Source organism: Jatrophihabitans cynanchi (assembly GCF_027247405.1).
Lineage (GTDB): Bacteria > Actinomycetota > Actinomycetes > Mycobacteriales > Jatrophihabitantaceae > Jatrophihabitans_B > Jatrophihabitans_B cynanchi.
Genome location: NZ_CP097463.1, coordinates 3,956,947 through 3,977,571 on the forward strand (window position 1 = coordinate 3,956,947; position 20,625 = coordinate 3,977,571).

Consider the following 20,625-nt stretch of genomic DNA (forward strand, 5'->3'; position numbering starts at 1 on the left):
GATGCACCCTTCTTCGGTTTCGTCTCAGCCTTCGTCGAGTACCTCTTGTGCGATCGCGAACGCCCGGTTCGCGCGGGGCAGGCCGGCGTACAGCGCGGTGTGCAGCAGCACCTCGGCGATCTCGTCTGCCGACAGCCCGTTGCGCTTCGCTGCGCGCACGTGCATCGCCAGTTCGTGCTCCGCGCCGAGCGTCACGAGCGCGGCGAGGGTGACGATGGAGCGCTCGCGCCGGCCCAGTCCCGGCCGCGACCAGACGTCACCCCACGCGTAGCGGGTGAGGAACTGCTGGAACGGCGCGGTGAAATCGCTGGCCGCGGCAACGGCACGCGCGACGTGGTCCTCGCCGAGGACCGCGCGCCGGGTGCCGTAGCCGGCGTCCAGCGTGGCCCCGCCGCCGAAGTGCTGCAGCAAGGCGCGGGCGATCACCCCAGGCTGCTCGACGGTGGCCAGGTGCGCGGCCGGGTCCAGCAACTGCAGCCGCGCGCCGGCAATACCCTCGGCGATCTCACCCATCAGCTCCGGTGGGGTCGCCTCGTCCTGCGCGCCGGCGAGGACGAGCGTGGCGGCGGCGATCCGGCCGAGGTCCGGCCGCAGGTCCATCGTGGCGATGGCCTCGCAGCACTGCGCGTAGCTCTCGGCGTCGACGCCGAGGAACATCGCGCGCAGCCGGCCCACCAGCTCGGAGTCGCGTCCGGCAAGCGCGGGCGTGATCCAGCGCCGCACCGATCCGTCCACGGCCGTCGCCATGCCGCCCGCGCGCACCGCGGCAGCGCGGTCCAGATAGCCGGCCGCGGTCGGCAGGTGGGCGGCCGTGGCGACCAGGCCGAGCCGGCGGACCCGTTCCGGCCGGTGCGCGCCGAGCCACATCGCGATCATCGCGCCGAGCGAGACGCCGGCGACATCGGCCCGCCAGATCTCCAGCTCGTCCAGGGTTTCCAACACGTCGGCGGCCAGTTCGGCCAGCGTCACCGGCAGGTTCGTGACCGCGGCCGGCGAGGACCCGTGGCCGCGCGTGTCGATCCGGATGACGCGGAACTGCTCGGCCAGCGGCGCAATGCACGGCGCCCAGCACTCGGTCGTGCTGCCGATCGAGTTCAGCAGCACCAACGGCGGCGCCTCGGTCCGGCCGTCCGCTCGCCAGGCGAGGATCACGACGGCCTCCCGGCGAGGTAACGGTCGACCAGTTCGCCGGCGTGACCGGTGTCGACGTCGCCGGTACGGGCGGTGAGTCCGTTCAGGTTGCGGGCCATCGCCGCTTCATCGACCCGCAGCCCGGTGAGGCAGACCCGAAGTCGCGACGCCGCCCCGCCGGCCGCGCGAAGTAGCGCGGTCAGCGCCGGCCATTCGGCGTGCCAGGGCCCGGCCCCGCGCTGCAGCTCCGGCGCGCCGGCGGCCAGCAGCGTGGCGACCAGGCCGGGCGCCTGCAGCGCGGCCGCGCGTGCGGTGACGGCCGCGATCGGATTGTGCTTGTGCGCCATGGATGATGAGCCTCCCGACGCCGCCTCGCTCAGCTCACCCAGCTCGGTCTGCGCGAGCAGCACCACGTCGCCGGCGACCTTCGCGACCGACGCCGCGGCAGTGCCCAGCGCGCCGGCAAGCTGGTGCACGACCCCGCGTTCGGTGTGCCAGACGCCGGACGGCACCGCCAGCGCGAGCTCGTCGGCGAACGCGGTGAGGACGTCGAGACCGTGCGGGTGAAGTGTCGCGAGCGTCCCCGCGGCCCCGCCGAGCTGGACCGGCAGTTCGGCGCGAACCGCGTTCAGCCCGGCCACGGCGCGATCCAGGCCGGCGCCCCACACCGCGGCGAGTGCGCCGAACGTGGTGGGGACAGCCTGCTGCAGCAGGGTGCGCCCGGCCATTGCGGTGTTTCGATGCTCGCGCGCGAGCGATGCGGTCGCGGCGGCGCAGCCGTCCAGTTCGGCGATTACCACTGCGAGCGCGCGGTGCGCAAGCAGCATCATCGCGGTGTCCAAGACGTCCTGGCTGGTCGCGCCCGTATGCACCGCGGCTGCGGCGTGATCACCGGCCTGCGCGCGCACCCGCTCGCGCAGCAGGGCGACGAGCGGGATCACCGGGTTGCCGCCCGCGACGGCACCTCGGCCGAGCGCGCCGACGTCACCGCCGGCCAGCTCGGCACCGGCCGCGCCGATCTCCAGCGCGGTCGGCAGGTCGATCACACCGGCCCGCGCGCAGGCCCGGGCCAGCGCCGCCTCGGCCTCGCACAGCGCACCGAGCCAGGCGCGGTCGCCGGTGGCCGCGGCGACCGCGGTTGTCCCGAAGATCGGATCGAAGAGCCGGCTCATCGAATCAGCGTGTCAGACCGCGAAGAACGGTGTCTCGGGCCCGGCTTCGGCGGCCTGCAGCCTGATGTCGAAGCGGAGCGTGCCGTCCGGCTGGGGGAGCGCGGTCAGCAGCGCCCGTTCGGCCGGATCGAGTTCGCGCAGCACGGGGTCCGCCGCGTTGGCGTCCACCTCGTCCGGGAAGTAGACGCGGGTGACCAGCCGGTGCAGCATGCCGCGCGCGAACACCGACACGTCCAGGTGCGGCGCCTCGACGCGGCCGCCCTCGCAGGGCAGCGCTCCGGGCTTGAGGGTGCGGAACCAGAAGGCGCCCCCCGTCTCGGTGGCACACCGGCCGAAGCCGCGAAAGCCCGAGGCGACCGGTCCGCGCGGATCGTCCGGGTGGGCGAACCGGCCGGCCGGGTCGGCCTGCCAGATCTCGACCAGCCCGTCCGGCACCGGCGCCCCGGCGCCATCGGTCAGCGTGCCGGCGATGCGTATCGCGCCCGCGGTGCCCTCCGGGACGACGTCCGGCCCGTCCGGCCATGGCAGCCCGATCGACAGGAACGGCCCGACGGTCTGCGACGGGGTGGAGCCGAGCGGTTCAGTCATCGTCGGGCTCGCTCTCGAACGGTGTCTGCTCGCGCCCGCGCAGGACGATGTCCCAGCGGAAGCCCAGCGCCCAATGATCGGTCGTCGCCTCGTGGTCGTAGGCCGAGACCATCCGCTGCCGCGCTTGCGGATCGGGTACCGAGTTGAAGATCGGATCCTGGAAGAACAGCGGGTCGTCCGGGAAGTACATCTGGGTCACCAGGCGCTGGGTGAACGAGCGGCCGAAGACGGAGAAGTGGATGTGCGCCGGGCGCCACGCGTTCGGGTGGTTGCGCCAGGGGTAGGCGCCGGGGCGGACCGTGGTGAACCGGTAGCTGCCGTCCGCGCCCGTGCTCACCCGGCCACCGCCACCGAAGTACGGGTCGAGCGGCGCCGGCCACTGGTCGGCGACATGGCGGTAGCGGCCGCCGGCGTTGGCCTGCCAGACCTCGACGAGCGTGTTCGGCACCGGCCGTCCGTCCCCGTCGAGCACCCGGCCGTGCACCACGATGCGCTGGCCGATCGCCTCCCCACCGTTCCAACGGGTGAGGTCGTCCTCGCCCGGTAGCACGCGTTCGTCGCCGAACAGCGGCCCGGTCAGCTCGGTGAGCCGGTGGGGGAGCACGTGCAGCGGCCGGGTCGGGTGGCGCAGCGCGGTACTGCGGTAGCCCGCGAAGTCCATCGGTGGGTGGGTGCCGCTCGGGTCGGCGCGGTAGCCGGGGGGCAGGTCGATCGGGGTCATCGGGCCGGTTCCTCGTGCAGCGTGGCTACGAGTTCGCGCAGGACGCGCAACTCGGTGGCGGTGGGCGGTTCGGTCGTGTGTACGTCGGTCGCGCAGCGCAGGTCCCAGCCGGTGGCGGCCCGGACGTCGGCCACGGCCACGCCCGGATGGGTGGCGGTGAGGACGAGCTCGCAGGTCCGCGGGTCCGGGGTGAGCACGCCCAGGTCGGTGATCACCGTGACCGGGCCGCGGCCGCGCAGCCCGAGCCGCTCGCGCGAACCGGGTCCGTCGCCGAAGCCGACGCTCGTGACGAAGTCGACCTGCTCGACGAACGAACGGGTCGACTGCCGCATCACGATCACGACCTCGCGGCAGGACGCGGCGATCTCCGGCGCGCCGCCCGCACCGGGCAGCCGGACGCTCGGGTGCGCGTAGTCACCGCCGATGATGGTGGTGTTGATGTTGGCGTAGCGGTCCAGTTGCGCGCCGCCGAGGAAGCCGATGTCGACCCGGCCGGCCTGCAGCCAGTAGTTGAAGACCTCGGGGACGCCGATGACCGAATCCGCGGTGTCGGCCAGGATCCCGTCGCCGATCGACAGTGGCAGCCGGTCCGGCTTCGCACCGAGCGTGCCCGACTCGTAGATCAGCACCAGGTTGGGCGCGTGCGTGCGCCGCGCCAGGTTGGCCGCGGTGCTGGGCTGGCCGATGCCGACGAAGCACACCGCGGCATCGCGCAGCGCGCGGGACGCTGCGACGATCATCGTCTCGTCGCTGCTGACCTCGCTCACCGGCTCACCGCCCCGTACACCTCGGCGTCCAGCCAGGCCGTGAACGCGTCCCGGTCGCGGCTGATCGCGTCCCACGCACGGTAGTAGCCGTTGTCGCGGTCCGAGTAACCCTGCGCGTACGAGGGGTGCGCACCGCCGGGCGCGGTGGCGATCGCGGTGATCGACCAGCTCGGGAGCACGATCGCGCCCGGCCGCGGCGTCAGCTCGTCCACCACCTCCTCGACGGTGACCAGCGAGCGGCGGGCGGCCAGCACGGCTTCCTTCTGGATGCCGACGATGCCCCACAGCTGCACGTTCCCAGCGCGATCTGCCTGCTGCGCATGGATGATCGTGGTGTCGAGATCCAGCGCCGGCACCGCGGCCAGCACCTCACCGGTGAACGGGCAGGTGATCGGTTTGATGGTCTCGGTCTGGCCGATCAGGTCGGTGCCCGCGTACCCGCGCAGCACGGCGAACGGCAGCCCGGACGCCGCGGCGACGTACCGGTTGGCCATGCCCGCGTGCGAGTGCTCCTCGATCTGGAGCGGGGCGGGCCAGCCGCGCTGGATGGCGTCGCGGAAGCGGTGCAGCGAGCCGACGCCGGGGTTGCCGCCCCACGAGAAGATCAGCCGGCTCGCGCAACCCGCTCCGATCAGCTGGTCGTAGACGAGATCCGGCGTCATCCGCACGAGGGTGAGGTCACGGCGCCGCTGCCGGATGATCTCGTGCCCGGCGGCCATCGGAATCAGGTGGGTGAAGCCCTCCAGGGCGATGGTGTCGCCGTCGTGAACCAGTTCGGCCACCGCGTCGGCCAGCGGCAGATGCCGGGCGTTCACCGGTACGACCAGCCCTGGCTGTACGGCAGGCCCGTGTAGTTCTCGGCGAGCGAGGCTTCCATAGCGCGTGAACTCGCCACGTACTCGAGTTGGGACAGCGCGAGTTGGTGGCCGAACTCGTCCTCGTCCGGGTCGACGTGCAGCATCGTCGTCATCCACCACGAGAAGTGCATCGCCCGCCACACCCGGTGCAGCGCCGTCTCGGTGTAGGCCGCGAGCAGATCGGTGCGGCCGTCGGCGTAGTAGCCGCCGAGCGCGTGGGCGAGAACCCGGATGTCGGCCATCGCCAGGTTCATGCCCTTCGCGCCTGTGGGGGGCACGATATGCGCGGCGTCGCCGGCCAGGAACAGCCGGCCGTGCTGCATAGGCGTACACACGAAGCTGCGCATCGGCGTGATGCCCTTGTCCAGTAAGGGACCTTCGGTGAGCTTGAAGCCGTCGTCGGTGCTCAACCGGGTGTGCAGCTCGGTCCAGATCCGCTCGTCCGACCATTGCGCGAGGTCTTCGTCGGGACGGACCTGCAGGTACATCCGGATGATGTGCGGGGTGCGCATCGAGTGCAGCGCGAAGCCGTCCTCGTGCCGCGCGTAGATCAGCTCGTGTGACGACGGCGGCGCCTCGGCCAGGATGCCGAGCCAGGCGAACGGGTAGTGCCGCTCGTACACGGTGGGGTTGGGCAGGTAGCCACGGCTGACTCCGTGGAAGCCGTCTGCGCCTACGACGACATCGCACTCCAGTTGGTGCTGCTCGCCCGCCGCGACGAAGCGGCAGGTGGGCCGGTCGGTGTCCAGCCCGGCGAGTTCGACGCCCTGGACCTCGAAACGGATGTCTCCGCCGGCGCCGATCCGGGCGGCGAGCAGGTCCTTGACGATCTCCTGCTGCCCGTACACGGTGATGCCGCGGCCGGTCAGCTGCTCGAAGTCGATGCGGTGACGGCGGCGCATGAAGCGCAGCTCGGTGCCGCCGTGGGCCATCCCGAGCTCGTCCATCCGCGCGCCCACGCCCGCCTCGCGAAGGGTCTGCGCGCTGCCGTGTTCCAGCACCCCGGCCCGGACCCGTTGCTCGATGTACGCGCGGTCGTGACGCTCGAGCACCACCGACTCGATGCCTTGCAGCGCCAGCAGTTGGGACAGCAGCAGACCGGCCGGCCCGGCGCCGATGATGCCGACCTGGGTTCGCACTGCCGGACTCCTTCGCGGCTCAGAACGGGTAGGCGGGGATCTCGCTGCGCATGGTCACCCACTGGGTCTCGGTGAACGCCTCGATGTTCGCCTCCGCGCCGCCGAACCGCGAGCCGGTCCCGGAGGCGCCGACTCCGCCGAAGGGGATCTGCGCCTCGTCGCTGACGGTCTGGTCGTTGATGTGCACGATCCCGCTCGGGATTCGCGCGGCAAGCTCGAGCCCCTTGAGCGGGTCCCGGGTCAGGATGCCGAGCGACAGACCATAGTCGGTGTCGGCGGCGAGCCGGGCGGCCTCCTCGATGTCGGCGAAGCGCAGCACGGGCGCGACCGGCCCGAACACCTCCTCGGCGTAGGCGGGCGAGTCCGGACGCACGTCGGTGAGCACGGTGGGCCGGTAGAACAGCTGGTCGTAGCTGCCGCCGGCCACGAGCGTTGCGCCGCCGTCGACACTCGCCCTGACCAGGCCGTGGATCTTGTCCCGCTGGCCGGCGTCGATCACCGGGCCGAGCGCGACCTGGCCGCCGGCCGGATCGCCCACCGGCAGCGCGTCGGCCTTTGCGGCCAACGCCTCGACGTATGCGTCGGCGAGCCGTTCGTGCACCAGGTGCCGGCCGGTAGTCATGCAGATCTGCCCCTGGTGCAGGAAGGACCCGAACGCACCGGCCCCTACCGCGAGGTCCAGATCGGCATCGTCGAGTACGACCAGCGCCGAGTTGCCGCCCAGTTCGAGGTGAACCCGCTTGAGATGCCGGGCGGCCGTCGCGCCAACCTTGCGCCCGGCCGCGGTCGAACCGGTGAACGAGACCACCCGCACGTGCGGGTCGGCGACGAGCGCCTCGCCCGCCTCGGCACCGCCGGGCAAAACGTGCAACAGCCCGTCGGGCAGCCCGGCTTCCTCGAAGACCCGGGCGAGCACGACGCCGCCACACACTGCGGTACGCGGGTCGGGTTTGAGCACCACCGCGTTGCCGAGCGCGAGGGCAGGCGCTACCGACCGGATCGACAGGATCAGCGGCACGTTGAACGGCGCGATCACCGCAACGACTCCGGCCGGCACCCGGCGTTCCAGGCTGAAGCGTGGTTGCTCGCTGGGCAGGATCCGGCCGAACGGCCGGGACGGGAGCGCTGCTGCCTCGTAACACTCCTGGGCGGCCACGTGGGTCTCGAGCTCGGCCTTGGGCTGGACGGAACCGGCCTCGCGGATGATCCACCACTGGATCTCCTCGGCGTGTTGCGCGATCAGGTCGCCGGCGCGGCGCAGCACCGCGGCCCGTTCCTGAAAACCGGTGTTTGCCCAGTCGCGTTGCGCGGTGGCGGCGGCAGCGGCGGCGCGGGCGACATCGTCGCCGTCGGCGAAGCCGATCGTGGCGAGTGTGTTGCCGGTCGCGGGCTCGACCACCGGGCGGGTGCCGCCACTCGCGTCGCGCCAACCGCTGGAGTAGAGCTGTCCGTCCCACGTCGAGGTGTCGAGCAGGGTCATCGCGCCTCCTCGGTGCCGGCTTGCCGATCGGGCACTCTGCTCGTATTGTTCGTATCCCGAACGGCTGTTCTGCGTATGAACTCTGCTGATGAACGTAGTGCCGGGTGCTGCCCGCCGTCAACGAGCCGAGCGTCGGTAGGCCGCTCGGCTCTCGGCATTAACTCTCTTGGCACACTCTCTTGGCACACTCTCTCGGTACACAGTGAGGCGGTAGCGATGTCCGACGAGGTACCAGCCGCGACGCGCAACAGCGAGTTCGTGCAGTCGCTCGAGCGCGGCCTGGCGGTGATCCGTGCCTTCGACGCGGACAACCCCGAGTTGACGCTCAGCGACGTCGCCCGGCTGACCGGGCTCACCCGCGCGGCCGCGCGGCGGTTCCTGCTCACGCTGGCCGACCTGGGCTACGTGCGCACCGACGGCCGCCTGTTCGCGCTACGCCCGCGGGTGCTCGAGCTCGGCTACTCGTACCTGTCCAGCCTCGGGTTGCCGGAGGTCGCCCTGCCACACATGGATGCCCTTGTCGCCCAGGTGCACGAGTCGTCGTCGCTGTCGGTGCTCGACGAGGGCGAGATCGTCTACGTGGCGCGTGTACCGACCCGCCGGATCATGACCGTGGCGATCACGGTCGGCACCCGATTCCCGGCGTACGCGACCTCGATGGGCAGGGTCCTGCTCGCCGGCCTCGACGCGAAGGCGCTGGATGCGTACCTGCACGGGCTGCAGCCGCGCGAGCTCACACCCAAGACCATCACCCAGCCGGCAAAACTGCGCGTCGTGCTGAACCGGGTGCGCAGCCAGCGCTATGCGATGGTCGATCAGGAACTGGAGGTCGGGCTGCGCTCGATGGCGGTGCCTGTGCACGTGGCCGGACGGGTCGTCGCCGCCCTGAACGTGTCGATGCACGCCGGCCGCGGCAGCGCCGAGGCCGCCCGGCAGGAACTGCTGCCGCCGTTGCGCGCGGCGGCCGCCGCCATCGAGTCCGATCTGGCGGCGACCCAGGGCGCCGCGCTGGGCGGGTTGCCTCGCTGAACTCCGACAGTCGCCCTTGACACGTTCAGGGGCTAGGTCGACAGTGGTGGCAATCATGCGGACACGTGTTCGGATGGCGAACGCCATGGACGAACCGGTCCGGTCGACGATCGGAGCCGGACGATGGACCAAGGCAACACCTCGGGCAATGCGCGACTGATCGACCGGGCGGTATCGCGGCGCGCCGTACTGCGCGGTGCCGGCACCGGAGCGGCGGTACTCGCGGGCGGCTCGCTGCTCCAGGCGTGCTCGTCCGGCCTGAAGGGCAACACCAAGAGCACCGGCAAGACCATCACGATCGGGTTCGTCTCTCCGCTGTCCGGTCCACTTGCCGGCTTCGCGGTCTCCGACGGCTTCGTCGTCGATACGGTTCGCAAGACGCCCAAGTACAGCGGTGGGATCAAGATCGGCTCGTCGACCTACGACGTGAAGATCGTTGTGGCGGACAGTCAGTCGTCGACCAACCGCGCGTCCCAGGTGGCCAAAGACCTCATCACCAACGACAAGGTCGACATGGTGCTGGTGACCTCCACGCCGGAGGTGACGAACCCCGTCGCCTCGGTATGCGAGTCGCAGCACGTGCCGTGCGTGTCCACCGTCGTGCCGTGGGAGTCGTGGTACTTCGGTCGCGGTGCGAAGCAGGGTGATGCCTTCAAGTACACGACGATGTTCTTCTTCGGCGTGGCCGAGTTCGGCGAGTGCTTCATCCCGATGTGGAACCGGGTGTCGAACGACAAGGTCGCCGCCGGCATGTTCCCGAACGACGCCGACGGCAACGCCTTCCGCGCAGGCTGGCCGCCGCTGATGAAGCCGGCCGGCTACCGCCTGGTCGACGGCGGCGCGTACCCCGACGGCACCACCGACTACACGTCGATGATCAGCAAGTTCAAGAACGCCAAGTGCGAGATCTACGTCAACGCGCCGTTGCCCCCCGACTTCAACGTGTTCTGGAAGCAGGCGGCACAGCAGGGCTTCCGCCCGAAGCTGGCGACCGTCGCCAAGGTGCTACTGTTCCCCGCCGACGTCGTCGCGCTCGGCGACCTGGTCACGAACATCGCGACCGACGCGTGGTGGACCCCGACGATGCCGTACAAGAGCTCGCTCACCGGCCAGTCGGCGAAGGACCTCGCCGATGCGTTCACGGCGGCGACGGGCAAGCAGTGGGTGCAGGCGCTGGGGAGCACGTACTCGCTGTTCGAGGTCGCGTACAACGCCTTCGCCGCAGTGGACGACCCGCACGATCACGACCAGGTTGCCGAGCAACTGCGGAAGATGAAGTTCTCCGGCATGTCCGGCGCCCTCGACTTCACCGCTGGGCCGGTGCCCGGAGTCGCGATCGTCAAACCTGCCGGGGTGCAGTGGAAGAAGGGGACCGGCAAGTTCCCGTTCGAGCTGCAGGTTGTCGACAACTCAGCGAACAAGGACGCACCCATTGCCGCGGACCTGGAGCCGACCAACGCCTGATGACCGCGCTGCTCGAGCTGGACTCGTTGAGCAAGAGGTTCGGTCAGGTGCTGGTAGCCGACCGGCTGTCGCTGGACGTCCCGGTGGGAACGACCCTGGGCATCGTCGGCCCTAACGGTGCAGGCAAGACCAGCCTGTTCGCCATGGTGTCCGGTGAACTGCGCCCGGACGGCGGAGACATCAAGCTGGCCGGGCGCTCCGTGCTGGGGCTGGACACGGCTCGACGGGTACGCCTCGGTATCGGCCGCACCCACCAGGTGCCACGGCCGTTCACCGGGATGACCGTGTTCGAGAACGTCCTCGTCGCCGCCCACCAAGGGGGTGGGCTGCGCTCCGGCGCAGCGACGTGCGGCGCCCTGGACGTTCTGGAACGCACCGGTCTCGCCGATCAGGCCAACACGCTCGCCGGCCGGCTGGGACTGCTCTCTCGCAAGCGGTTGGAGGTGGCTCGCGCGCTGGCGACCGGGCCGGACCTGCTGTTGCTGGACGAGGTGGCGGGCGGCCTCACCGAGCCCGAGGTGGCCCAGCTGGTGACGCTGGTGCGCGAGATCAACGCGAGCGGCGTGACGATCATCTGGATCGAGCACGTGGTCCGCGCGCTGCTTTCGACGGTCGACCGGCTGGTCTGCCTGGCACTGGGCCGGCTCATCGCCGACGGCGATCCGATCCAGGTGCTCGGCCGAGCGGACGTGAAGGAGCTGTTCCTCGGCACCGACTCGACGGTGATCGATCCGTTGGCTGCGGACGGCGGCCCATGACCAGCCGGCCGGACGCGTTGCTCGTGGCAGAGGGGCTGACCGTCCGGCACGGTCAGCTCACCGCGCTGCACGACGTTGCCCTGCAGGTGCGGCCCGGCGAACTGGTCGCGGTGGTCGGTGCGAACGGCGCCGGCAAGTCGACCCTGCTGCGCACACTGGCCGGGCTGCACCACACGTCCGGGCGGATCACGCTCGACGGCGAGGACATCACCGGCCTCAGCCCCCACCAGCGCGTGCAGCGCGGCCTCGTCATGGTGCCCGAAGGCCGCCGGCTGTTCCGGTCGCTGTCGATCGAGGAGAACATCCTTGTCGGCGCGAGCAACGGGCGAAGCGGCGAGTGGGATCTGGACCGGGTGTTCGACCTGTTCGGGTGGATGCGCGGCCGGCGCCACGAGAAGGCCGACCATCTCTCCGGCGGCGAGCAGCAGGTGGTGGCGATCGGACGCGCACTGGTCGCGAACCCGCGCGTGCTGCTGCTGGACGAGATCTCGCTCGGGCTGGCACCGGTCGTGGTCGGGCAGATCTACCGGATGCTGCCGACCCTGCTGCGCAGCGACATGGCGGTGCTGCTGGTCGAACAGGACGTCGCGCAGGCGATGCGCGTCGCGGTCCGGTTCCAATGCCTGCTGGAGGGCCGTACCACCTTGGCCGGCGCCCCGGACGACTACTCGCACGAGCAGGTCGAGGCGGCGTACTTCGGGTTCGCGACGGAGGGCGGGTCGTGAACTGGGTCAACGCGATCGTGCAGGGGCTGCTCCTGGGCGGGTTGTTCGCGCTGTTCGCGTGCGGGCTCTCGTTGCTGTTCGGCGTAGTCGGCATCATCAACCTCGCGCACGGCGATCTCGCGATCCTCGGCGCGTACGTCGCGGTCGCGCTGTTGCCGTCGGTGCACTCGAATGCTTTGTGGGCGCTGCTGTTCGTGCCGCCGATGTTCGCGGCCTTCGGCTACGTCTCGCAGCGCACCCTGCTGCAGCGCAGCCTGGACAACGGGCCGCTCACCACGCTGCTCGTCACCTTCGGGCTGTCCGTGGTCCTGCAGAACGCACTGCTCGAGGGGTTCTCCGCGGACAGCCACGCGTTCAGCGTCGGCAAGCTTGCGACCAAGGCGTTCCACCCGGCCGGCCAGGTGTCGGTCAGCTACCTGCGGCTCGGCATCCTGGTGGTCGCGGTGCTCGTGCTCGCAGGAGTGCAGGTGTTCCTCGCCCGCACCGGCACCGGTCGGCAGATCCGCTCGGTCGCCGACGACGGCGAGGCGGCCGCCATCGTCGGCATCAACACCAGGCACATCACCGCGATCGCGACGGCCATCGCGTTCGCGACCGTCGCGATCGCCGGCCTCGCGTTCGGCATGTACGCACAGTTCGCGCCCACGAGCGGCAGCAGCTTGCTGCTGTTCGCGTTCGAGGCGGTGATCATCGGCGGGCTGGGCTCGCTCTGGGGCACCCTCGCCGGTGGCTGCGTGCTGGGCCTGGCACAGACGATCGGTGCCGAGTTCGACCCCACCATCGGCGTGCTGGTCGGGCACCTGGTGTTCCTGGCGGTGCTCGCCGTCCGGCCGAGCGGGTTGCTTCCGGCGAGGGCAGAGACATGATCGTGCCGATCCGGCGCTCGACCCGCACGTCCCGGTGGGCGTTGCTGCCTGCTGCCGTGATCCTGATCGTGCTCGGCTACCTGCCGTACCTCGCCGAGCAGAGCACCACGAACACGATGATCGACTTCTTCATCCTGCTGATCCTGGGGATCACCTGGAACATGCTCGCCGGCTACGCGGGCCTGGTGTCGGTCGGCCAGCAGGCGTACGTGGGCATCGGTGCGTACGGCGTGCTGTGGCTCGCGCAACGCGGCGTCAACCCGTTCGTCGGGTTGCCGATCGCAGCAGTGTTCTGCGCGGTCGTGGCGGTACCGGTGTCGTACCTGGTGTTCCGGCTGCGCGGCGGCTACTTCGCGATCGGCACCTGGGCGGTCGCCGAGGTGTTCGCCCTGCTCACGATCCGGTCCTCGGCGCTCGGCGGCGGCACGGGAACCAACCTGCCGGGTCTGGACGGCTACGACCCGGTGCTGCTCGGCGCGATGACCTACTGGGCGGCGCTCGCAGTCGCCGTGCTGACCCTAATCGGCTGCTACCTGCTGTTGCGCACCCGGGTCGGACTGGCGCTCACCGCCGTCCGCGACGACGAAACCGCGGCGCGCGCCGTCGGCGTCGCTGTGCCGCGGGCCAAGCGGATCGTCTACCTGGCCGCGGCGATCGGCGCGGGCGGCTCAGGCGCGCTGCTCGCGATCAGCCAGCTCAACATCGAGGCCGGCAACGTCTACGGTGTCCAGTGGTCGGCCTACATGATCTTCGTGGTGCTGATCGGCGGCATCGGCACGTTGGAGGGGCCGATCATCGGCACCATCGTGTTCTTCACCCTGCAACAGACCCTCGCCTCGCACGGCGCCTGGTACCTGATCATCGTCGGCTCGGTCGCCGTGATCATGGCGGTCTGGGTCCGGCGCGGGTTGTGGGGGCTGCTCGACCGGTTCGGGCTGCGCCTGTTCCCGGTCGGGTACCGCGTGGGCGAGCAGCCGGTGCCGGAACGGTCGTGAGCGACACCGGCCTCGCCGACCTGTCGATCGTCGACGCCTGCACCGCGATCGCGCGCGGCGAGCTCGACCCGCTCGCGCTGACCCAGGCCTATCTCGAGCGCATCGCGCTGCTCGAGCCCGATCTGAACGCGTACGTCACCGTCACGGCGGACGCCGCTCTCGAGGCGGCGAACCAGGCGCGCGAGGAACTGGCAGCGGGCCGGGGCGGGCGGTTGTGCGGCATCCCGCTCGGACTCAAGGACCTCTACGACGTGCGCGGCGTGGCGACCACCGCCGGTTCGGCGTTGCTGCGCGGCAACGTGGCCGACGCCGACAGCACGGTCGCGGCGCGGCTGCGGGCCGCCGGCGCGGTGCTGCTCGGCAAGCACTGCACGCACGAGTTCGCCTGGGGCGGGACGACGAGCAACGGGTACACCGGGCCGACCCACAACCCGCACGCGCCTGCCCGTATCCCGGGCGGCTCGTCGGGCGGATCGGCTGCCTCGGTCGTCGCCGGCACCAGCGCGGGCAGCTTCGGCACCGACACCTGTGGCAGCGTGCGGATCCCCGCCGCCCTCTGCGGCTGTGTCGGTTTCAAGCCGAGCTACGGACGGATCAGCCTGCACCGCGTCGTCCCGCTGGCGCCGGCGCTCGATCACGCCGGCCCGCTGGCCAGGACGGTCCGGGACGCCGCCGTGTTGTACGGCGCGGTCGCCGGCCCCGACCCCGCCGACGCGCGCACGCTCGCGGACCCGGTGGCCGACCCGCTGGCCGGCCTGGGCAGCGGGTTGCGCGGACTGCGGGTCGGCCGGCTGCGCGGCTGGTTCGAGAGCATCCTGGATCCCGGTGTGCGCATCGCGCTGGACGGCGCGGTCGAGGCGCTGCGCGATGCGGGCGCGTCGATCAGCGACGTCCGACCGGCCGGTTCGGACGCGCCGGTGACTGCGGCGTTCGCGTTGGTGGCGGCGGAGGCGGTGCCGTATCACCGGGCCAGGTTCGGAGCGGAGGCGGCTGGCTACAGCGCCGAACTGGCCGAGCTGCTCGGGGCCGGGCCGCCCGACGAGCGAACTTACCGCGCCGCCCGCAACGTGGTCGGGCTCGAGGTCGAGGCGCTGCTCGCCGCGTTGCGCGAGGTGGACCTGCTCGTCTGTGCGACCGTGCCGGCGCCGGCGCCGCTGATCGGCGACAACCAGGTGACCGTGGACGGGCACCGGATGCACGTCGAGTGGATGCTCACCCGGCTGACCTCGGTGTTCGACGCGGCCGGGCTGCCTGCGCTGTCGGTGCCGTTCGGCTCGGCGTCCGGTCTGCCGGTGGGCATCCAGCTCGTCGGACGCCGGCTTGACGAGCCGACCGTGCTGCGCGCCGGGACCGTCGTGGCGGACGCCGGTCACTCAGCGGTGCGCTCCAGCGAGCGCGCGGCCGCGATGACGTCCCGCGGGTACTCGCGCCGGCCGTAGCTCAGGGTGATCACCGCCGACGCGAACAGGGCCAGCAGCATGACCAGGAACGTGTACTGCAGCCCGGAGTCACCGCCGAACACGGTTTGCGCGAGCACGCCGAACAGCACCGGCGCCGAGGCGTCAGCGCCGTTGCGCAGTACCGTGCGCACGCCCTCGGCACGTCCCCACATGCCCGGATGGATGATGTCCAGCCGCGCGGCGTCCAGGGGCGGGGTCGACATGCCGAGGAACAGCGCGGCCACCATCAGCAGTCCGGCCGCCAGCCAGGCGTTCGTCACGAGCAGCGCGGGTACGAAGATCAGTCCGGCCAGCAGTACGGACACACCGGGCACCTCGACGCGCGCGGCAGCCCGGCCGCGCGCGAGCAGCCGGTCGGCCAGACGTCCGCCGGACAGGACGCCGAGCAGCGCGCCGATGCCGAGCAGCAGCGTCAGCGACGAGGCCGCGCCCTGCCCGATCCGGTAGTGCTTCTCGGAGAACTCGATGGCGAAGCCGCGCACGCCGGAGAAGAAGAAGTAGCCGAGTGCGGAGGCGGTGATGAGTACGACGTTGGTGCGCACCCGCAGCACGTACCTGACGGCTTCCCACAACGACAGCTGCGCCGGGTCCCGGTCGAGCAGCGCCTCCGGACGTGGCGCGACGTTAGCCCGGCGGGCCGCCTTGCGGGCCAGGTCGCTCTCCTGCGACCCGGCGTTCGCGTTCCCTGCGTTCGCCTTCCCGGCGCTCTCGGTCGGGAACGGATCGGCGCGGCCGGACTCGATGTCGTCGGCGGAACGGATTTCGTCCGCGCCGCCCGGAAGCCGGCTGGCGCCGCCGCGCGCCGGCTCGGGCAACCGGCGGATGAGCCAGAACACCAGCAGGGTCGGCACGACGAGGAAGAAGAACGGCGCCCGCCACGACAGCGCGGCCAGCTGCCCCGAGACCACGAACCCGAAGCCGGCGCCGATCAGTTCGCCGGCGAGCACGTAGCCGTAGATCCGGCCGCGGTCGTGCTCGGGGAAGTAGTCACCCACGAGCGAGGCGACAGCTGGACCGGACACCGCGGTGACCAGCCCGAGCGCGACGCGAGCCAGCAGCAGGAACAGCAAGCCGGTGGCGAAGCCGGACAGCAGCATCGCGACGCCCCACCACAGCACCGCGATCGCGATCAGCCGGGTGCGGCGGACCCGGTCGACCAGCATGCCGGCGGGGATCGTGGCGAGCGCGCCGATCGCGCTGCCCACCGCGAGCAGCAGGCCGATCTGTGCCTTGCCGATGCCGAAGGCGGACTGCAGTTGCGTGGCGTTCGCCCCGACGGTCGCCTTGTCGGCACTGTCCAAAGCGAGGACGCAGGCGAAGGCGACCACCACCTGGCGTCGCGCCCGGCCGCCGACCAGGTGCTCGAGCCGCCGGACCCCGTGCCGCGCGAGTGCGGTGCCGGGAACCGCCATCACCCGTGCCGATACCGCGACTCGATGCCCACGATACAGGCGATCACTGCCTCCTCTGGTTCCGCTGGCGAGCGCCTCAGGTAGCTGCTACCCGCTGTGAGCTGCCGGAAAACGACGGTCCGCAACGCCGCCCGGTGGGGTGTTCGCCTGCCGGACAAGTGCCGCGTGCCGTGTCACTATGGCGAGGTGATGTCGGCGTGGCGAGGGTCCGAAGCCGACCCGTCGGCGCCGGAGATGTTCCTGCAGCCGATCGTCGACCTGGTCACCGGGCGCACCGTGGCGGTCGAGGCGCTGGCCCGCTTTCCCTCGGCCGCCGGTATCGAGGTCGGCCAGGTCTTCGCCGCGGCCCACGCGACCGGCGGCGGTTTCGCGCTCGAGGCGGCGTGTGTGCGGGCCGCACGTGAGCTGTTGCCCGGCATCCCGGTCGGCGTCGACGTCGCGATCAACGTCAGCCCGGACGCGCTCGAGCATCCGCAGGTGCGCGCCGCGATGGCCGGCGACCTGCGCCGCGTGATCGTGGAGGTGACCGAGCAGCCGGCCGCCGATCCGGCGCGGCTGCAGGGGGAGTTGCGCGCCCTGCGCGAGCGCGGAGCCAAGATCGCCGTCGATGACGTCACGACCGGGTACGCCGGGCTGATCCGGCTCGCCGAGCTGCGTCCGGACCTGATCAAGATCGACGGGGGAGCGGTCGCTGCGATCACCGGCAACACCGAACTGGTCGCCGTGGTCGAAGCGCTCGTCAGCCTCGGCAGGCGACTGGGCTGCCTCGTGCTGGCCGAGGGGTTGGAGCGGCTCAGCGACCTGCAGACGCTCGCCGCCCTGGACGTCGACCTCGTCCAGGGCTGGGCGGTCGGCACCCCGGCACCTGAGTTCCGGCCGGTGTCCGCCGAGGTGCGCGCGGCATGCGCGGCGTCGCGCCGCGAACTGCTGCGGCTCGAACCATCCGCCCCGCCGGCCGACGCCCGGATCGACATCCATCACATCACCGCGTCGCTGGCGAGCACCGCCTACCGCGTCCAGCTCGACCAGGTGCTGACGAACGCCGCACACACCCTCGGCGCGACCTTGATCGGCGTCTCGGTGCTCGACGAGGACGGCATGCTGCGCGAGATCATCGCGACCGGCGGCCAGCTCGACGGCACCACCTACCGGCTCGGCGACTTCCCGGCCACGGCCGCGGCGCTGCGCGAGGGCGTGATGCTCGAGGTGCACGCCGGCTCGGCCGAGTCGGACCCGGCCGAGCGCGAGGTGCTGCGCCGCCTCGGCATGGCCAGCCTGCTGCTCGTGCCACTGATCGGCGTGGACGGCCCGCTCGGTGTCCTGGAGCTGTCCTGCTCGCGGCCACGCCGCTGGACGGCGGGTGATCTGTCGATCGCCCGGATAGTCTCGCGGCACGTGGCACATGCGCTGGCGCGGATCGACTCGGGGGCAGCGGCGCACCGCCAGTGAGCGCCGGCCGGCCTGACCACGGGGCCGTCGACGCCCTACCGCGACCGGGCCCGACCCTTCGCGGTCAGGGTCCGCAGTTCGCCGAGGACGTCCGCGGTGATCTCGTTCAGCGATCGGCGTTCGCCCTTGCCGATCCACTGCGCGAAGGCGATCGCGAAGACGCTGGTACCGGTCTGGGCCGCGAGGGTGGCGGCGAGGGGTTCGACCCCCCGCCGGCGGAGGGCGTCGGCGAGCGTTGCGGCCAGGTTGGCGAACTTGTGCAGTTCGCGCTCCTGCAGCGCGGGGTTCTTATCGATCACGGCTTGCCGCGTCCGGGAGTGGGACCGGCGCTCGTCGGGGAAGAATGACGCCGCTGACTGCAGCGCTGCGGCGATGATCTCGATCGGCGTGGCTCCCGGGGAAGCGGCGCCCACCCCGGCGAGGAAGGCCTGGACGAACACGTCCTGCCCGTGGAAGAGCACCTCGCGCTTGTCGCTGAAGTGGCGGAAGAAGGTCCGCTCGGTCAGGCCGACGGATTCGGCGATCTCGCGAGCGGTGGTCTGGTCGTAGCCGCGGGTCGCGAACAGCTCGAGGGCGGCCTGCTGTAGCCGCTCCGGAGCCCCGGGTTCCCAACGCGCCATGCGGCCGAGTGTAGTGATGACCGCGGAGTGATGACAGTGACTGACGCAGCGAGGTAGGCTATGTCTGTCACTGACATCAGCGGCCGTATCGAAGGAGTTCACCTCATGCACGTTTTCGTCACCGGAGCTTCCGGATGGATCGGCTCCGCCGCGGTCGACGAGTTGCTCGCCGCCGGACACGAGGTCACCGGGCTCGCCCGCTCCGACGCCTCCGCCGCGGCCCTGCAGGCCAAGGGCGTGCGTGCTCGCCGCGGCGACCTGGACGATCTGGCCGGCATCCGCGCCGGCGCCGGAGCCGCCGAGGCCGTCATCCATCTCGCGAACAAGCACGACTTCGCCAACCCTGCCGTCTCGAACGCGGCCGAGCGCGCCGCCGTCCAGACCATCGGCGACGCGCTTGCCGGTTCCGGCCGGGCGTTCCTGCTCGCGGCCGGCGTCGCCGGCCTTGCTCAGGGCAGGCCTGCGACCGAGGACGATCCGTCCCCGGCACGCGGTCCGGATTCGCCCCGTGGCGGCAGCGAGAACCTGGCCTTGGAGTTCGTCGAGCGCGGGGTGCACACGGTGAGCCTGCGCTTCGCGCCGACCGTGCACGGCGCCGGTGACCACTGGTTCATCGCGGCCGTCGCGGCGATCGCGCGGCAGAAGGGCGTCTCCGGTTACCCCGGCGACGGGACGAACCGGTGGGCCGCCGTGCACCGGACCGACGCCGGCCGTCTCGTTTCGCTCGGTCTGCAGAAGGCGCCAGCCGGTGCGCGCCTGCACGCCGTCGCCGAGGAGGGCGTCGCCACCCGCGAGATCGCCGAGGCGATCGGCCGCGCGTTCGAGCTGCCGGTCGCTCCGATCGCCCCTGACGACGTGGCCGAGCACTTCGGATGGCTCGGCAGCTACTTCGCGATGGATCTGGCTGCGAGCAGCATCCGCACCCGCGAACTGCTCGGCTGGACGCCCACCGGACCGACACTGATCGAGGATCTCGACGCGGGCGCGTACTCGCTCTGACTTGCGCTGGCGGGGCGATGGCAACCCGGTCGCCGGACGGTTGAGCGAAGCGGCTGTGACGGGTAGGGAGGTCAGTGCCGAGCGCGCTCGCGGATCACGCGGCCGGCGAGATCGCAAGCACCGGTCGGTGCGGCGTCGCCGCCGAACAGTTGCTAGCGGACATTGCCGGACGCGAACCTACGAGCCACTGATCGAGCACCGCATCGATATCGCGGCCGCGCAGCCGAAGGTGTGGGAGCTTGTCAGCGATGTGCGCCGAGCGCGGTGGTGATCTGCTGTCTCAGCGCGCGAGCAGGGGCGAGCGGGCAGGGCCGTGCCTGCTCGGCAGCTGTCAGGGCCGCGTCGATGGGGTCCTGGTGAGGAATTCGGTGCGTCACCGTCGCTCGATCAGGTCACGGATGACCTGTATCGACGCGTCCGGTGGTCCCGGTCCGCCCGGGGAGTGCAGTTTGTGCCGAACCGCCCAGCGGTCGAGGGTTTGCAGCACGGCGAGGGTCAGTTCGATCAGCAGTTCTTCGGGGAGATCGTCGCGGATGACCCCGATCGTGCGGCCGTGCACGATCGCGTGGCGCAGCCACTGCTCGACCTGGTCCCGGAGTTCTTGCAGCTGCCCGTCGTCATCGCTGGTCGGCCGGTGGAACATCTCGCCGAGGAACCACGTCTCGGGTCGATGCCGTGCCGCCGCGGCGAGTCCTTCGAGCAACTCGGCCATGGCCGGCCAGAATCGAGCGCGCGAGAGCGTCGCGATCTCGGGCGCCCGCAGTTCGGCGACGAGGCGCGCGGCAAGGGCGTTGATCACGTGCTCGTGCAGTCGGCGCTTGTCGGTGAAGTAGTGGTAGAAGGAGCTCTTCGCCCAGCCCGCCTCGGCGATGACAGTGTTCAGCGAGGTGCCGGCGTATCCCGCGGCCGCGAAATGACGTGCGGCCGTGATCAGTAGTTCCTCCTCGCGCCCGGGGTCGAGAGGCTTCGGTGTCCTCGCCATGGTGCTAGTCT

At 71.3% G+C, this 20,625-nt stretch carries 20 protein-coding genes; 9 read left to right on the forward strand and 11 right to left on the reverse strand.

The genetic code is table 11. The features are described from left to right. Positions 1-24 precede the first annotated feature (24 nt). The 8 genes from pcaDC to M6B22_RS19300 are packed head-to-tail and all read right to left on the reverse strand — an operon-like array spanning position 25 to position 7,855. Positions 25-1,152, reverse strand: coding sequence for a bifunctional 3-oxoadipate enol-lactonase/4-carboxymuconolactone decarboxylase PcaDC (gene pcaDC / locus M6B22_RS19265; RefSeq protein WP_269443187.1), 1,128 nt, complete (start codon positions 1,150-1,152; stop codon positions 25-27). Further along, positions 1,149-2,303, reverse strand: a complete 1,155-nt coding sequence (locus tag M6B22_RS19270; protein ID WP_269443188.1) for a lyase family protein — start codon at positions 2,301-2,303, stop codon at positions 1,149-1,151. The genes pcaDC and M6B22_RS19270 overlap by 4 nt, the downstream gene beginning before the upstream one ends. Before the next feature lie 12 nt (positions 2,304-2,315). Further along, positions 2,316-2,891, reverse strand: a complete 576-nt coding sequence (gene pcaG, locus M6B22_RS19275; protein ID WP_269443189.1) for a protocatechuate 3,4-dioxygenase subunit alpha — start codon at positions 2,889-2,891, stop codon at positions 2,316-2,318. After that, on the reverse strand, positions 2,884-3,612 hold the full coding sequence (gene pcaH, locus M6B22_RS19280) for a protocatechuate 3,4-dioxygenase subunit beta (RefSeq protein WP_269443190.1): 729 nt from the start codon (positions 3,610-3,612) through the stop codon (positions 2,884-2,886). The genes pcaG and pcaH overlap by 8 nt, the downstream gene beginning before the upstream one ends. Beyond that, positions 3,609-4,352 carry a CoA-transferase subunit beta gene (locus tag M6B22_RS19285; RefSeq protein ID WP_407935742.1) on the reverse strand — a complete coding sequence of 248 codons (744 nt, stop codon included), beginning with the start codon at positions 4,350-4,352 and terminating at the stop codon, positions 3,609-3,611. The genes pcaH and M6B22_RS19285 overlap by 4 nt, the downstream gene beginning before the upstream one ends. A gap of 23 nt (positions 4,353-4,375) precedes the next feature. Continuing rightward, positions 4,376-5,194, reverse strand: coding sequence for a CoA transferase subunit A (locus M6B22_RS19290; protein WP_269443192.1), 819 nt, complete (start codon positions 5,192-5,194; stop codon positions 4,376-4,378). Continuing rightward, entirely contained in the window at positions 5,191-6,375 is a 1,185-nt protein-coding gene (locus M6B22_RS19295; protein WP_269443193.1) for a 4-hydroxybenzoate 3-monooxygenase, read from the reverse strand. The genes M6B22_RS19290 and M6B22_RS19295 overlap by 4 nt, the downstream gene beginning before the upstream one ends. A 19-nt stretch (positions 6,376-6,394) precedes the next feature. Beyond that, on the reverse strand, positions 6,395-7,855 hold the full coding sequence (locus M6B22_RS19300; RefSeq protein ID WP_269443194.1) for a benzaldehyde dehydrogenase: 1,461 nt from the start codon (positions 7,853-7,855) through the stop codon (positions 6,395-6,397). A 216-nt stretch (positions 7,856-8,071) separates the two neighbouring features. Here M6B22_RS19300 and M6B22_RS19305 point away from each other — a divergent pair, with 216 nt between their 5' ends. The 7 genes from M6B22_RS19305 (at position 8,072) to M6B22_RS19335 (ending at position 15,131) form a co-directional block, all read left to right on the forward strand. Continuing rightward, a complete protein-coding gene (locus tag M6B22_RS19305) occupies positions 8,072-8,884 on the forward strand; it encodes an IclR family transcriptional regulator domain-containing protein (protein WP_269443195.1) in 813 nt (270 codons plus the stop codon). Between the two features lie 123 nt (positions 8,885-9,007). Continuing rightward, positions 9,008-10,348 (forward strand): ABC transporter substrate-binding protein, encoded by a 1,341-nt coding sequence (locus tag M6B22_RS19310; RefSeq protein WP_269443196.1) that lies wholly within the window; start codon positions 9,008-9,010, stop codon positions 10,346-10,348. Then, positions 10,348-11,106, forward strand: a complete 759-nt coding sequence (locus M6B22_RS19315) for an ABC transporter ATP-binding protein (RefSeq protein WP_269443197.1) — start codon at positions 10,348-10,350, stop codon at positions 11,104-11,106. Before M6B22_RS19310 ends, M6B22_RS19315 begins: the two co-directional genes overlap by 1 nt. Then, positions 11,103-11,831: an ABC transporter ATP-binding protein gene (locus tag M6B22_RS19320; protein WP_269443198.1), complete on the forward strand. Its 729-nt coding sequence runs from the start codon at positions 11,103-11,105 to the stop codon at positions 11,829-11,831. The genes M6B22_RS19315 and M6B22_RS19320 overlap by 4 nt, the downstream gene beginning before the upstream one ends. Next, a complete protein-coding gene (locus M6B22_RS19325; RefSeq protein WP_269443199.1) occupies positions 11,828-12,697 on the forward strand; it encodes a branched-chain amino acid ABC transporter permease in 870 nt (289 codons plus the stop codon). The genes M6B22_RS19320 and M6B22_RS19325 overlap by 4 nt, the downstream gene beginning before the upstream one ends. After that, positions 12,694-13,692 (forward strand): branched-chain amino acid ABC transporter permease, encoded by a 999-nt coding sequence (locus M6B22_RS19330; protein ID WP_269443200.1) that lies wholly within the window; start codon positions 12,694-12,696, stop codon positions 13,690-13,692. Before M6B22_RS19325 ends, M6B22_RS19330 begins: the two co-directional genes overlap by 4 nt. After that, positions 13,689-15,131: an amidase gene (locus tag M6B22_RS19335; protein ID WP_269443201.1), complete on the forward strand. Its 1,443-nt coding sequence runs from the start codon at positions 13,689-13,691 to the stop codon at positions 15,129-15,131. Before M6B22_RS19330 ends, M6B22_RS19335 begins: the two co-directional genes overlap by 4 nt. Here M6B22_RS19335 and M6B22_RS19340 read toward each other — a convergent pair. Beyond that, positions 15,062-16,564, reverse strand: a complete 1,503-nt coding sequence (locus tag M6B22_RS19340; RefSeq protein WP_269443202.1) for an MFS transporter — start codon at positions 16,562-16,564, stop codon at positions 15,062-15,064. The two genes, M6B22_RS19335 and M6B22_RS19340, sit on opposite strands and share 70 nt — an antisense overlap. A gap of 165 nt (positions 16,565-16,729) precedes the next feature. Between M6B22_RS19340 and M6B22_RS19345 the strand changes: the two genes are divergently transcribed. Then, positions 16,730-18,013 carry an EAL domain-containing protein gene (locus M6B22_RS19345; protein ID WP_269443203.1) on the forward strand — a complete coding sequence of 428 codons (1,284 nt, stop codon included), beginning with the start codon at positions 16,730-16,732 and terminating at the stop codon, positions 18,011-18,013. A gap of 35 nt (positions 18,014-18,048) precedes the next feature. On the opposite strand, the gene M6B22_RS19350 is transcribed toward M6B22_RS19345, so the two are convergent. Next, positions 18,049-18,633, reverse strand: coding sequence for a TetR/AcrR family transcriptional regulator (locus tag M6B22_RS19350; protein WP_269443204.1), 585 nt, complete (start codon positions 18,631-18,633; stop codon positions 18,049-18,051). Positions 18,634-18,738: 105 nt separating this feature from the next. On the opposite strand from M6B22_RS19350, the gene M6B22_RS19355 reads away from it, so the two are divergent. Beyond that, positions 18,739-19,632 (forward strand): SDR family oxidoreductase, encoded by an 894-nt coding sequence (locus tag M6B22_RS19355; RefSeq protein ID WP_269443205.1) that lies wholly within the window; start codon positions 18,739-18,741, stop codon positions 19,630-19,632. 373 nt (positions 19,633-20,005) lie between these two features. Here the strand turns inward: M6B22_RS19355 and M6B22_RS19360 are convergent, their stop codons facing one another. Continuing rightward, entirely contained in the window at positions 20,006-20,614 is a 609-nt protein-coding gene (locus M6B22_RS19360) for a TetR/AcrR family transcriptional regulator (RefSeq protein WP_269443206.1), read from the reverse strand. Positions 20,615-20,625: the final 11 nt, after the last annotated feature.